At 68.5% G+C, this 12,872-nt stretch carries 13 protein-coding genes; 3 read left to right on the top strand and 10 right to left on the bottom strand.

Going from position 1 to position 12,872, the window contains the following annotated elements:
• Nucleotide 1 precedes the first annotated feature (1 nt).
• The 6 genes from ACIOVG_RS01685 to ACIOVG_RS01660 all read right to left on the bottom strand — a co-directional run bounded on the left by ACIOVG_RS01685 (nt 2) and on the right by ACIOVG_RS01660 (nt 6,210).
• Complete coding sequence (locus ACIOVG_RS01685) at nt 2-1,618, bottom strand: S-ribosylhomocysteine lyase (RefSeq protein WP_400868420.1); 1,617 nt, start codon at nt 1,616-1,618, stop codon at nt 2-4.
• Nucleotides 1,615-2,775 (bottom strand): aminotransferase class I/II-fold pyridoxal phosphate-dependent enzyme, encoded by a 1,161-nt coding sequence (locus tag ACIOVG_RS01680; protein ID WP_400868418.1) that lies wholly within the window; start codon nt 2,773-2,775, stop codon nt 1,615-1,617. The genes ACIOVG_RS01685 and ACIOVG_RS01680 overlap by 4 nt, the downstream gene beginning before the upstream one ends.
• Nucleotides 2,772-3,431, bottom strand: coding sequence for a methionine ABC transporter permease (locus ACIOVG_RS01675; RefSeq protein WP_400868416.1), 660 nt, complete (start codon nt 3,429-3,431; stop codon nt 2,772-2,774). The genes ACIOVG_RS01680 and ACIOVG_RS01675 overlap by 4 nt, the downstream gene beginning before the upstream one ends.
• Nucleotides 3,428-4,489: a methionine ABC transporter ATP-binding protein gene (locus ACIOVG_RS01670; RefSeq protein ID WP_400868414.1), complete on the bottom strand. Its 1,062-nt coding sequence runs from the start codon at nt 4,487-4,489 to the stop codon at nt 3,428-3,430. The genes ACIOVG_RS01675 and ACIOVG_RS01670 overlap by 4 nt, the downstream gene beginning before the upstream one ends.
• Nucleotides 4,489-5,346 (bottom strand): MetQ/NlpA family ABC transporter substrate-binding protein, encoded by an 858-nt coding sequence (locus ACIOVG_RS01665; protein ID WP_400868412.1) that lies wholly within the window; start codon nt 5,344-5,346, stop codon nt 4,489-4,491. The genes ACIOVG_RS01670 and ACIOVG_RS01665 overlap by 1 nt, the downstream gene beginning before the upstream one ends.
• Before the next feature lie 126 nt (nt 5,347-5,472).
• Nucleotides 5,473-6,210 (bottom strand): hemolysin III family protein, encoded by a 738-nt coding sequence (locus ACIOVG_RS01660; RefSeq protein ID WP_400868410.1) that lies wholly within the window; start codon nt 6,208-6,210, stop codon nt 5,473-5,475.
• Between the two features lie 84 nt (nt 6,211-6,294).
• Here ACIOVG_RS01660 and ACIOVG_RS01655 point away from each other — a divergent pair, with 84 nt between their 5' ends.
• The 3 genes from ACIOVG_RS01655 (at nt 6,295) to ACIOVG_RS01645 (ending at nt 9,794) form a co-directional block, all read left to right on the top strand.
• On the top strand, nt 6,295-7,074 hold the full coding sequence (locus ACIOVG_RS01655; protein WP_400872647.1) for an isoprenyl transferase: 780 nt from the start codon (nt 6,295-6,297) through the stop codon (nt 7,072-7,074).
• Nucleotides 7,075-7,116: 42 nt separating this feature from the next.
• Nucleotides 7,117-8,247, top strand: a complete 1,131-nt coding sequence (locus ACIOVG_RS01650; protein ID WP_400868408.1) for an aminotransferase class V-fold PLP-dependent enzyme — start codon at nt 7,117-7,119, stop codon at nt 8,245-8,247.
• Between the two features lie 161 nt (nt 8,248-8,408).
• Complete coding sequence (locus tag ACIOVG_RS01645; RefSeq protein ID WP_372491764.1) at nt 8,409-9,794, top strand: PhoH family protein; 1,386 nt, start codon at nt 8,409-8,411, stop codon at nt 9,792-9,794.
• A 147-nt stretch (nt 9,795-9,941) separates the two neighbouring features.
• Here ACIOVG_RS01645 and ACIOVG_RS01640 read toward each other — a convergent pair whose 3' ends face one another.
• From ACIOVG_RS01640 to ACIOVG_RS01625, 4 genes are read right to left on the bottom strand one after another with little or no spacing between them, the layout of a single operon-like run.
• Entirely contained in the window at nt 9,942-11,336 is a 1,395-nt protein-coding gene (locus tag ACIOVG_RS01640; protein ID WP_400868406.1) for a class II fumarate hydratase, read from the bottom strand.
• Nucleotides 11,333-11,992: a carbonic anhydrase gene (locus ACIOVG_RS01635; RefSeq protein WP_400868404.1), complete on the bottom strand. Its 660-nt coding sequence runs from the start codon at nt 11,990-11,992 to the stop codon at nt 11,333-11,335. The genes ACIOVG_RS01640 and ACIOVG_RS01635 overlap by 4 nt, the downstream gene beginning before the upstream one ends.
• Nucleotides 11,989-12,633 carry a DUF4245 family protein gene (locus ACIOVG_RS01630; RefSeq protein ID WP_400868402.1) on the bottom strand — a complete coding sequence of 215 codons (645 nt, stop codon included), beginning with the start codon at nt 12,631-12,633 and terminating at the stop codon, nt 11,989-11,991. Before ACIOVG_RS01630 ends, ACIOVG_RS01635 begins: the two co-directional genes overlap by 4 nt.
• Complete coding sequence (locus ACIOVG_RS01625) at nt 12,630-12,860, bottom strand: exodeoxyribonuclease VII small subunit (protein WP_141872605.1); 231 nt, start codon at nt 12,858-12,860, stop codon at nt 12,630-12,632. The genes ACIOVG_RS01630 and ACIOVG_RS01625 overlap by 4 nt, the downstream gene beginning before the upstream one ends.
• Nucleotides 12,861-12,872 lie beyond the last annotated feature (12 nt).

Here is a 12,872-nt window from a genome sequence, read left to right as displayed (position 1 = left end):
GTCAGACGCCCACGCGGGAGAAGGCGTCCAGGCTGATGCCCTGGGAGAGGATCCGCTTCGACCATTCGCGTGCGCTGTGCAGGCTGTGGTCGCGGTAGTTCCCGCAGCTGATCTCATCGACGCCGGGGACCTGCTCCCACGTGATGTCGGTGGCGATCGCCGCGAGGCTCTCGCGCACGGCATGCGCGACGTCGGCGACGGCCGGCTCCCCCCAGGTGATGAGATGGAATCCTGTTCGGCAGCCGAACGGGGAGATGTCGATCACGCCGTCCAGGTGGTCACGCAGCAGGCTCGCCAACAGGTGCTCGATGGTGTGCAGACCAGCGGTCGGGATCTCGCCCTCGTTCGGCTGCACGAAACGGACGTCGAAGTTCGAGATCGCATCCCCGCGCGGCCCCTTCTCGACCGCGATCAGGCGGATGTAGGGCGCGAGGACCGCGGTGTGGTCGAGGGTGAAGCTTTCGACTTCGGCCATGGGGATGTTCCTTTCAACGGGGGGGGCGAGGGGATGGTGTGCGAGCACGACGTTGTCGAGCCGGGACTGACGGACTTCGAGGGCGTGCATGGTGGCGATGAGATCGGCGGCGGACGGCGGGGGAGTGAGGAGGCGGGCGCTCGAGTGCTCTCCTGTCGCGATCTCGGCGATCGTGTCGAGCGTCGCGGGATCCTGCACCGAGAGCCCGAGGTCCGCCAGCGAGCGGGGAAGTCCCAGGGCCGCGTACAGCTCGTTCATGCGGTCGATCTCCTCCCAGCGGCGCTCGTAGGCGAGCTGCACGAGGATGCCGTACGCGACCTTCACTCCGTGCAGGAGGTCGCGCGTCGGCGCGAAGGCACTGAGGGCGTCACCGATCGGATGTGCGGCGGTGGCACTGCCGGCTTCGGCGCCGAGCGCGCCGACGAGGCCGGCCGTGATCACGCACGCTTCGGCGAGCATGGTCCACGCATCGCTGCGGACTCCTCGGCGCATGTCATCGACCGCCGTGATTCCGTGGCGGGAGATGAGTTCTCCGCAGCGCGCAGCGGCCAGCCCGCCGAACGCCGTCAGCGTGTCCGCGGAATCTGATCGATCGAATGCCGCGCGGGTCTCGACGTGCTTGGCGATGGTGTCCGCGATGCCGGAGACGAACAGCGCGACGGGCGAGTCGAACACGATCCGCGGATCCAGCAGCAGTCCACGGGTCGGTGTGTCCCAGATCTCGTGGCCGAGGTGACGATGTTCCTCGTCGTAGTACACGCTGACTGCCGACCACCCCGAGCACGTGCTGACGAGCGTCGGCACGAGGTAGACGGGCACGGAGAGCGGATGCCCGACCGCCTTTGCGGTGTCGAGCACCTTTCCGCCGCCGATCCCCAGCACCGCGTCAGCGCCTCTTGCCGTGGCGAGGTGCTGAAGGCGGGCGATCTCGGCGGGGCTGCATTCGCTCGTGAACCCGGCATCGATGATCTCGACGGTGCCGAGATCAGGAAGGAACGGCGTGGCGGCGCGAAGAGCCTGGGCGCCGTGCACCCACAGCACCCGGGTGACGCCGTCTCGGCGCAGCAGCTCGGGCAGCTCGTCGATCGCGCCGATGCCGGAGTGCACGATCGCGGGCCCCGGTCGCACACGCGCACGCGTCATCGCCGTGCCCCCTTCGCCACGGCGAACCGCTCGACGAGCTCGTGGAGACGATCCTGCGGATGCACGAGGCTGATGCGGATGAAGCCGGCGCCACCGGCGCCGAAGCCGCTGCCAGGGGCGACCGCGACGCCGTGCTCGGCGAGCAGGCGGTCCGCGAAGGCGACATCGTCGTCGCCGCCGAGCCCCACCCACACGAAGAAGGTTCCGGCCGGGGCGACCACGTCCCAGCCCTGGGCGACGAGCGCATCGACGACGAGGTCGCGGCGGGCGAGATACGTGGTCACGAGGTCGTGCGCGACCTCCTGATCCCCGTCCAGAGCCGCGGCCGCGGCATCCTGCGTCGCTCCGAAGATGGTGCTGAAGGCGTGTGCCTGGTACCTCCGCATCGCTGCGATGAGAGGGGCAGCGCCGACGGCGAAGCCGATCCGCCATCCGGCCATGTTGTAGGTCTTGGAGAGCGTGGAGACCTCGACCGTTCTGGTCGTGTCGACCGTCAGTGCCGAGAGGGGGCGTGCATCGTAGCCGAGCGACGAGTAGGCGAAATCGTTGATGAGGACGGCGCCGAGTCGTGCGCTCTCCGTGATCGCGTCGTCGAACGTCGATGCGGTGGCGACTGCTCCGGTGGGGTTGTGCGGGTAGTTGAGCAGGATCGCCGCCGCGTCGTCGAGATCGCTCAGCGCGGCGAGATCCGGCTGGTATCCGCGCGCTCGATCCAGCGGCACCGTGCGCAGTTCGGCGCCCGCGAGCTCGGCCGCTGTCGCATAGGCGGGGTATCCGGGATCGGGCACCACGAGCGTGCGCCCCGGGTCGACGAGTCCGAGTATCGCGGCCATCAGTGCCTCATGCGAGCCGTGGAACGCGGCGATCTGCGTGTCCGGATCGAGCAGGACGCCGTGATCCTCCCGATACCGCGTCGCGATCGCGTGTGAGAGCGCGGGGCGCACCCGGTACGCGGGGTATCCGTGGTTGGCGGGATCAGCCACCGCGGCCTGCATCGCCGCGACGATGTGCGTCGGAGTCGGCAGATCGGGGTTGCCCTTGGACACATCGATCACGTCCAGGCCCGCCGCGCGCGCCCGAGCGACGGCGCCGTCGAGCGCACCGAAGAAGTTCGGAGGCAGGTTCTCGACCCGTGCCGCCGCGCGCAGCACCGTCATCGACGTCTCAGCTTCCGGGCGAGGCGGGTGCCGAACAACTGGATGAGCTGCACGATCACGACGAGCGTCACCACGGTGACGAGCATCGTGATCCCATCGAATCGCTGATACCCGTAGGAGATCGCGAGATCTCCGATTCCGCCGGCGCCCACCGTTCCCGCCATCGCGGTCGCATCGAGCAGGCCGATCGTCGCCGTCGTGAGGGCGAGGACGAGAGAGCCCCGTGCTTCCGGGAGCAGAAACCGCACAAAGATCTGCACGGGTGTCGCACCCATCGACTTCGCGGCTTCCACGATGCCCTCGGGAACCTCGAGCAGGGAGTTCTCGACGAGCCGCCCGATGTAGGGCGCGACCATGAGGATGAGGGGGACCAGCGCGCCGTTCACCCCGATGGACGTTCCGACGACCAGTCGGGTGAACGGGAGGATCGCCACGAGCAGGATGATGAACGGGAGTGACCGCACGACGTTGATGAACGCGTTGAGCACGAAGGAGACCACCGCGTTGGGGAGTACCCCTGCGGGGCGGGTCACCACGACGGCGATGCCGAGGAGGATGCCGAGGATCGACCCGAAGAAGAGCGAGATCCCCAGCATGTATAGCGTCTCGCCGAGCGCTTCGAAGAAGAGCTCGGGAGTGAGCAGAGTGTCGATCACAGGATGACCTCCTCGACGCTGACGATCCTGTCGGACAAGTAGCGGAAGGCGGCCTGGCGCTGGCTGTCGTCACCCTCGACCTGGACCACCATGTGGCCGACCGTGCGGTCCTGGATATCGGTCATGTCGGCGTGCAGGATGTTCACGCGCAGGCCGAAGTCGGAGATGAGAGCGCCGACGATCGGACTCGTCACCTCCTCGTCGATGAACCTCAGCCGCCACAGCGGGTCGCCGCCCACGGCACGTCGCACCCGGTCCGGGAGCTCGTGCGGGATGACGGTTCCGACGAACGCCTGCGCGATCGCGGTCTGCGGGCGCACGAAGACGTCCATCACCGTGCCCTGCTCGACGATGCGTCCGCCCTCCATCACGGCGACGGAGTGACAGAGGTTCTTGATCACGTCCATCTCGTGCGTGACCACGAGGATCGTCGTTCCGTACTCCCGGTTCACCCTTCTGAGCAGGTCGATGATCTGGAGGGTGGTCGAGGGATCCAGGGCACTCGTCGCCTCGTCGCACAGCAGCACCGCGGGGTTGCGGATGATCGCGCGTGCGATTCCGACGCGCTGTTTCTGGCCGCCGGAGAGCTGGCCGGGGTAGGCGCCGAGTCGCGAACCGAGTCCCACGAACTCCAGCGCCTCTGTGGCGCGCTCGCGGGCCTCGCGTCGTGCGACGCCGTCGAGTCGCAGCGGCAGGGCGACGTTGTCCAGGACCGACACGGTGTCCAGGAGCTGGAACTGCTGGAAGATCATGGCGGTGTGCTTGCGCGCCGCGCGCAGCTCGGCGGTCGACAGCGAGGCGAGATCGACTCCATCCACCTCGACGATCCCGGACGTCGGCGCTTCCAGCGCGTTGACCATCCTGACCAGGGTGCTCTTGCCGGCGCCGCTGTGTCCGATCACGCCGAAGATGTCTCCGCGACGAACCTCGACGGTGACATCGTCGAGGGCGGTGAGCTGTTCACCGCCGCGTCCGTAGCGACGCGTCACCCCGACCAGGCGGACGGCGGTCGTCAGGGCGGACGCCGTGGCGCCGAGTTCCTGACCCGACGCCGTCATCAGCGCTCCAGAGCGGCCGGGAGGTGGTAGCCCTCGTACTGCGAGTTCGATGCGATGTACTCGGCGAACGCATCCGACTCGTACGCCGCCTCGATCGCCTTCGCCCAGTCGGTGTCGAGGTTCTTCTCATCGACGGCGACGACCACGGAGAACTCGTCGGTGAGATCCTCGAGCTGCAGCGCGTCGGTGAGCTTGAGGCCTCCGGAGACGACGAAGTTGCCCTGGATCACGCTGTAGTCGACGTCTGCCAGGGCGGGGACCTGCTGTGCGTTCTCCATCTCCACGAAGGAGAGGTCGTGAGGGTTCTCGACGACATCGGCCAACGAGGTCGTGGCCGGGTAGATGTCGTCGGACAGGGTCACCCAGTCGATCGACTCGAGCACCTTGAGCGCACGGTACTGGTTCGCGGGCTGGTTCGGCACGGCGACGGTTGCCCCCTTGCCGACCTCGTCCAGGGTGGCCTTCTTGCCGCCGAACAGCGCCATCGGCGGTCCCGGCACCTGCACGAGCGCCGCGTTGGAGAGGCCCTCCTGCTGGTTGATCGCCTCGAGGTAGACCGGGTGCTGCATGATGTTTGCGTCGATCTCTCCATCGCTGAGTGCGACGTTGACGATGACGCCGTCGGTGAAGTCCTTCGTCTCCACCGCGTAGCCCTCCTCTTCGAGGATCGGCTCGATGCCCTCGGTGAACATCTCGAGGTAGGGGCCGGGGTTGAAGCCGATCGTGATCGTCTTCTTCTCCGCGGCGGTCGAGCCGCCGTCGGCCGACGTCGACGGCGCCGAGGAGCAGCCGGCCGCGAGGACGGCGACGAGGGCGGTGGTTGCGGACAGGGCGATGACGCGGCTGGTGCGACGCATGGGAGACTCCGGGGAACGAGGATGGGCGGGCCTCTCGAACCTAACGGCCGAGATGACCTGCGATGACATCCTGTTACGAACCGTGTCGAAACGATCCGGCACGCGGTGCCCCGCCTCGAAGGATCGCTAGAGAGGCACGCCCAGCGAGGGGGACAGGGGCGCCAGCGCGATGAGCAGGCACGCGGTCCAGTGGCACAGGAATGCCAGCACCGTGCAGACGTGGAAGATCTCGTGGAAGCCGAAGTGGCCGGGCCACGGGTTGGGCTTCTTGAGCGCGTAGATGACGGCGCCGCCGGTGTAGAGCAGCCCGCCGACGATCACGAGGATCATCATGGCGACGTTGGCCGCGAACAGGTCGGCCATGAACATCACCGCAGCCCACCCCATCAGCAGGTAGAGAGCGACGTAGAGCCAGCGAGGGGCGTGGATCCAGAAGACGCGGAACAGGATGCCGATCACGGTGCCGCCCCAGACCAGGCTCAGCAGCAGCGTGCCCTTCCCCGGGGGGAGCGCCAGCGTGGCGAGCGGAGTGTAGGTCCCGGCGATCAGCAGGAAGATGTTGGCGTGGTCGATCCGCTTCAGGATCAGCTTGACGCGGGGCTTCCAGTCGAAGCGGTGGTAGAGGGCGGAATTGCCGAAGAGGAGCAGCGAGCTCGCCATGAAGACCGCGGCCGACCATTTCGCCGCGCCGCCCTGGGCGACGATGATCAGCACGATGCCGGCGACGATGGCGACGGGGAACGTTGCGGCATGGATCCACCCGCGCCAGGTCGGACGGATCTCCGCCGCTGCGTCGTCGACGGCGGCGGCATCGAGGAGCGGCAGCTGAGGGAGGTCCGCGCCGGCGGATTCGGGTGTGCTCACAGCCTCACTCTAGGTGGGTCCGCATGCCCGCAGCCGTACATATCCTCAGCTTCCCGGCGGTCGGCACGGTAGCGTAGGGAGGTGATTTCACGCGAGAGCCAGGGGCGAGGGCCGCTGTATCGGCTCTACAGCAATCGGCTGCGCCGCCAGCTGGATTCCGCCTCCGTACCGCACCACGTCGCCATGATGATCGACGGCAATCGTCGCTGGGCTCGACAGCTCGGCTACACCACGCCGGCAGAGGGGCATCGGGCCGGTGCGGCCAAGATGCACGAGTTCCTCGGATGGTGCGACGAGCTGGGCGTGCGCGTGGTCTCGCTGTACCTGCTCTCGAGCGACAATCTGCGCAAGCGCGACTCCGCGGAGCTGGCTGATCTCATCGAGATCATCGCCGAGCTCGCCGAGGCGCTCTCGCGAGAGGGCAACTGGCGCGTGCAGCACGTCGGCCGCGCCGACATCCTCCCTCCCGAACTGGCCCGCGTCCTCGCCGACGCGGAGGAGCGCACCAAGGGACACACCGGACTACACGTGAACCTGGCTGTGGGATACGGAGGGCGCAACGAGATCGTCGACGCCGTGCGCAGCATCATCGTCGCGCATGAGGCGTCCGGCGGCACGCTGGAGGATCTGGCGGCGCATCTCACGCCCGAGATGATCGGGGAGCACCTGTACACGGGCGGGCAGCCGGATCCCGATCTCGTCATCCGCACGAGCGGAGAGCAGCGGCTCAGCGACTTCCTGCTCTGGCAGAGCGCCCACAGCGAGTTCTACTTCGTCGAGGCACTCGGCCCCGACCTGCGTCAGGTCGACTTCCTGCGCGCGATCAGAGACTATGCGGATCGCGATCGGCGCTTCGGGCGCTGACTCGTCACCGCCCCGACGGTGGCGACGTGCCACAATGACGCGGTGAGCGCTATCGACGACTACCTCGACACTTTCGACAGCGAACCCGGCTACCTGAACTGGGCGGCGTTCGGACCGCTGTCGACCTCGGTCCGCGAGGAGATCTTCGCGGACGCGGATCTGCTCGGCAGCGGAAGGCCCTCCTCCCTGGCACTGGTGGGAGAGCGCCTGGGACAGGCCCAGGAGATCGTCGCCGAGCTGCTCGGTGCGGATGCGGCCGATGTCACGCTGCAGCCGTCGTCCACACAGGGCCTGGCGCATGCGCTCTACGGGATGACGGGCGCGGTGGTCGCCTCGCGCGCCGAGTTCCCCAGCGTCAGCGTGACCCTGGAACGGGCGGGGGCGGCGTCGCATGGCGCGCTGGTGCCCCGGTGGATCACGCCGGAGGACGGTCGGGTGACCGCCGATGCCGTCGCGGAGGCGCTGGACGCCGACGTCACGGCGCTCGCTGTGAGCCACGTCGACTTCCGCACTGGATTCCGCGCCGACCTCGACGCGCTGCGCGAGCTCATCGGCCCCGATCGCCTGCTCATCGTCGACGCCGTGCAGTCGTTCGGGGTGGTCGATGTCGACTACTCCGTCGCCGATGTGGTCGTCGGGCACGGCTACAAGTGGCTGCGTGCGGGGCGCGGGACGGGGTTCGCCCGGTTCTCGCCGCGCGCTCGAGAGCGGATCGCACCGGTGCTGAGCGGGATCACCGGGACAGCGGGTTCTGGCCTCGCCGTCGACGACCTGCCGGCGCCGGCGGCATCCGCCCGCGCCTACACGGTGAGCGGACCCGACACCCTTGCGGCAGGGCGGCTCGCGATCGGGGCGCGTGACGTGCGCGACGCCGGCGTCGCGGCGATCGAGAGCCGGCTCGCTGACCAGGTGGATGCGGTCCTGGAGATCGCGGATCGGCACGCGATCACCGTCGCCTCGCCGCGTGAGCGCGAACGGCGCGCGGGGATCGTGACGCTGACTCCGCAGGAGCCGGCGCGCCTGGCGGCGGCTCTGTCCAACGCGGGGGTCGTGGTCACGGCGCGGGGAGCATCGGTGCGTGTCGCACCGCACGCCGGCACCGATCGGGCCACGATCACGCTTCTCGACGAGGCGCTGGCGGCCTTCGGCAACGAGACGTTCATCAGCTCGTAACGAATCGCTGGCGTGTCTACGCACTGATATGTCGGTGACTGGTCGTACCTTCTAGGCATCGGGCAAGGAGCCCGGTCGAGTCGGCCTTCAGGTTAGCGACTCGTGGCCCCTGGTCGACTCGTTTCGAATAGCCGGGAATTCTCCCGGGTCGGGAGTGGGTCGTGACCTCACGTACAGCGCAGCAGTCCACCAGCACCGCGCAGCAGTCCACCCGTAAGACGACGGCAAGGCGAGCAGCCTCCGCAGAGCCTGATCAGGACCTGCGGACGTACGTGCTCGACACGTCCGTCCTGTTGAGCGATCCGCAGGCGTTCTTCCGCTTCGCAGAGCATTCGGTCGTGCTCCCGGTCGTCGTCATCTCGGAGCTCGAGGGCAAGCGCCACGATCCGGAGATCGGCTACTTCGCCCGGCAGGCGCTGAGGCACCTCGACGACCTGCGCATCGAGCACGGCCGGCTGGACTTCCCGGTGGAGGTCGGCGAAGGCGGCACGCTGCGCGTCGAGCTCGCCAACACCGACTCCTCTGTCCTCCCCGCCGGCATCCGGCTCAGCGACAACGACACCCGCATCCTCTCGGTCGCGATGCACCTCGCCCAGGACGGACAGGACGTCACGATCGTCTCCAAAGACCTGCCGATGCGCGTGAAGGCGGCCTCGCTCGGTCTGCGCGCGGAGGAGTACCTCGCCGAGCAGGCGGTGGACTCGGGCTGGACCGGGATCACCACGCTCGATCTCTCCGGAGACGACATCAGCGACCTCTACGAGAGCGAGGTCGGGATCAGTGAAGATGCGCGTGGTCTGCCGATCAACACCGGCCTCATCATCCACTCGGAGCGGGGCTCGGCACTCGGACGAGTGACAGGCGACGGCGAGTACCGCCTGGTGCGCGGCGACCGCGACATCTTCGGGATGCACGGACGCTCCGCGGAGCAGCGGATCGCCATCGACCTGCTGCTCGACCAGGAGGTCGGCATCGTCTCCCTCGGCGGACGCGCCGGCACCGGCAAGTCGGCGCTCGCCCTCTGCGCCGGCCTCGAGGCGGTGCTGGAGCGTCAGCAGCAGAAGAAGATCATCGTGTTCCGCCCGCTCTTCGCGGTGGGCGGTCAGGAGCTCGGCTATCTCCCCGGTGACCAGGGCGAGAAGATGGGGCCGTGGGGGCAGGCGGTCTTCGACACGCTGGGCTCCGTGGTCTCGGGCAACGTGGTCGAGGAGGTCATCGAGCGCGGCCTGCTGGAGGTGCTCCCGCTCACGCACATCCGCGGACGCTCGCTCCACGACGCCTTCGTGATCGTGGACGAGGCGCAGTCGCTGGAGCGCAACGTGCTCCTGACGGTCCTGAGCCGGATGGGGCAGAACTCCCGGGTGATCCTCACGCACGATGTCGGCCAGCGCGACAACCTGCGCGTCGGCCGCCACGACGGCATCGCGAGCGTGATCGAGACCCTCAAGGGACACGACCTGTTCGGACATGTGACGCTGATGCGCTCGGAGCGCTCGGCGATCGCGGCCCTCGTCACCGAGCTGCTGGAGGGCGGAGAGCTCAGCTGACGTCGGAGAACGGAACAGCGGATGCCGTGCACTCGGCATCCGCTGTTCTGCGTTCGCCGCGAGACAGGCCGGTCGGCGCAGACGGAAACGGCGGATGCCGCGAGGAACGAGTCCCCGCGGCATCCGCCGTGTGTCATGCGTCGATGATCAACCCGGGTGGGTCATCGACAGCAGGTCGAGCTTCTCGTCGAGCTGCTCGAGCGTGAGGTCGCCGCGCTCGACGTAGCCGAGGTCGATCACGGCGTCGCGCACCGTGATGCCCTTGGCGACGGAGTGCTTCGCGATCTTCGCGGCAGCCTCGTACCCGATGAGCTTGTTCAGCGGCGTCACGATCGAGGGGCTCATCCCCGCGAACGCGGCGGCGCGCTCGAGGTTGGCCTGCAGGCCGTCGATGGTCTTGTCGGCCAGCACGCGCGAGGCGTTCGAGAGCAGACGGATCGACTCCAGCAGGGCCGTGCCCATCACCGGAATCGCGACGTTCAGCTCGAAGGAGCCGGATGCTCCGGCCCACGCCACGGTCGCGTCGTTGCCGATGACCCGGGCGCACACCATGAGCACGGCCTCCGGGACGACCGGGTTGACCTTGCCGGGCATGATCGAGGAGCCCGGCTGCAAGTCGGGGATGTGGAGCTCGCCCAGACCCGTGTTGGGGCCGGAGCCCATCCAGCGCAGATCGTTGTTGATCTTGGTCAGCGACACCGCGATCGTGCGAAGGGCCCCGGATGCCTCGACGAGACCGTCGCGGTTCGCCTGCGCCTCGAAGTGGTCCTTGGCCTCGGTGATCGGCAGCTCGGTCTCGGCCGCGAGCAGCGCGATGACCTTCTGCGGGAAGCCGAGGGGCGTGTTGATCCCGGTGCCGACCGCGGTGCCGCCCAGCGGAACCTCGGCGACGCGGGGGAGAGCGGACTGCACGCGCTCGATGCCGAGACGGATCTGGCGGGCGTAGCCGCCGAACTCCTGGCCGAGCGTCACCGGAGTGGCGTCCATCAGGTGCGTGCGACCGGACTTGACCGCGTCCTTCCATAGCTCCGCCTTCGCCTCGAGTGCCACCGCGAGGTGGTCGAGGGCGGGGATGAGCGTGTCGATGAGGGCCTGCGTCACGGCGATGTGCACAGACGTCGGGAACACGTCGTTCGACGACTGCGAGGCGTTCACGTGGTCGTTGGGGTGCACGTTCGCGCCGAGGATGCGGGTTGCGAGCGTCGCCAGCACCTCGTTCATGTTCATGTTCGACGAGGTGCCGGAACCGGTCTGGTACGTGTCGACCGGGAACTCGCCGTCGTGGGCACCGGAGGCGACCAGGTCTGCGGCCTGAGCGATCGCATCGGCGATGGCCCCGTCCAGGGTGCCGAGCTCCTTGTTGGCGAGCGCAGCGGCCTTCTTGATGCGGGCGAGGGCGGCGATCTGCGTTGACTCCAGCCCCTTGCCCGAGATCGGGAAGTTCTCCACGGCGCGCTGCGTCTGCGCTCCGTAGAGCGCGTTCACGGGCACGCGCACTTCACCCATGGTGTCGTGCTCGATGCGGTAGTCGCTGTCGGTCATTCCGATGCCTCCTGAGATTCGGGGTCGATCCCCACAGTGATGACGGGCACGGCCGTGCCCTCGGCCAGACGGTAGTTGGCGCCGACGATGCCGAGACGGCCCTCGGCGACGGCGTTGCTGATCAGCTCGGATGACTGGAGCAGATCGGCCACGGTGTTGCGCAGGTGCTCCTGGCCGACCAGCTCGGCGTCGATCTCGGCGACGGTGGTTCCGCCGTTCTCGACCAGCACCTTGCGGGCGGCGGGAACGATCGGGGAGATGAGCTTCCAGATGTGCGGGGGGAGCGGGGCCGCGTCGATCGCGGTGCCGTCGATCGCAGCGCGCACCGCACCGCAGGAGTCGTGCGCGAGCACGACGATGAGAGGGACGTTGAGCACCGCGACGGCATACTCCAGGCTCGCCACGATCGACTCGCCGATCACCTGGCCGGCGTTGCGCACGACGAAGAGGTCGCCCAGGCCCAGGTCGAAGATGATCTCGGCGGCCAGACGGGAGTCCGAGCAGCCGAACAGCGTCGCCACCGGGTTCTGCGCGGCGGCGAGGTCCTTGCGGCGGGCCACGTCCTGGTTCGGGTGGCGAGGCTCGTCGGCGACGAACCGACGGTTGCCTTCCTGCATCTGCCGCCAGGCGGCCGCCGGGGTGAGATCGTGCGTCATTGTGCCTCCGAGAGTGCGCGGATCTGCGGAACGAGGGACTCGGCGAGCTCGGCGGTGGATGCCGCCGACCGCGCGCCGTAGAGAAGGAGGTAGTCGTCGCCGGCCTGCGTGCCGATGGCGTAGGTGATGTTCTGCTCGGCACCTGCGCCGCCGGGCTGGTAGACATCCCAGTCGAGGCCGTCGATGCGGACGGTGTCGGTCGGCGCGATGCCGTTCAGGCGCTGCGGAGCCCAGCTCGAGTCGGCGTCGAACGCCTGAGCGAGGCGGATGTACCCGCGCTCATCCTCGTCTGCCGGTGCCAGGGTCACGTCCCAGACGACGGTCGCCCCGCTCGTGAGCCCCGCGGCGTTGACGCGCCAGAAATCTCCGAGCTCAGGGACGATCACCGGACTGCCCATGGTCGACTCGACGTCGGCGGCGATGCCCGCGAGGTCGATCGTCTTGGCGTCGGTGGGCTCACCGCGGGGAACGGCGAAGATGATCACGGCGACGACGGCGACGGTGACCAGGAGCGCGGCGATCAGGCTCCGCATCGTCTGGCTCGAGCGATACGCCTTGCTGGACGCGGCCTTGCGGGCAGCGGTCTCCTCCGGAGTCTCCGGGCGGCCCAGCTCGGCGACGATGGGGGCCGGCTTGTTCATGACTCGTCCTCATCGGATGCGGCGGCGCGAGCGGCGTCGAGGCGGCGCTTCGCGCCCAGGAGCCACTCCTCGCACCGGGCGGCGAGGGCCTCCCCGCGCTCCCAGAGGGCGAGGGACTGCTCGAGGGTCGGAGCCCCCTGCTCGAGTTCCGCGACGACCTTGACCAGCTCGTCGCGGGCTGCCTCGAACGACAGCGTCTCCACAGGGGTGTCGTTCAGAGCGCTCACTCCTCCATCCTA

It is taken from the genome of Microbacterium sp. NPDC087591 (assembly GCF_044743625.1).
Lineage (GTDB): Bacteria > Actinomycetota > Actinomycetes > Actinomycetales > Microbacteriaceae > Microbacterium.
The sequence above is the reverse complement of the archived record's forward strand: the minus strand, read 5'-3'. Positions and strand labels throughout refer to the sequence as shown.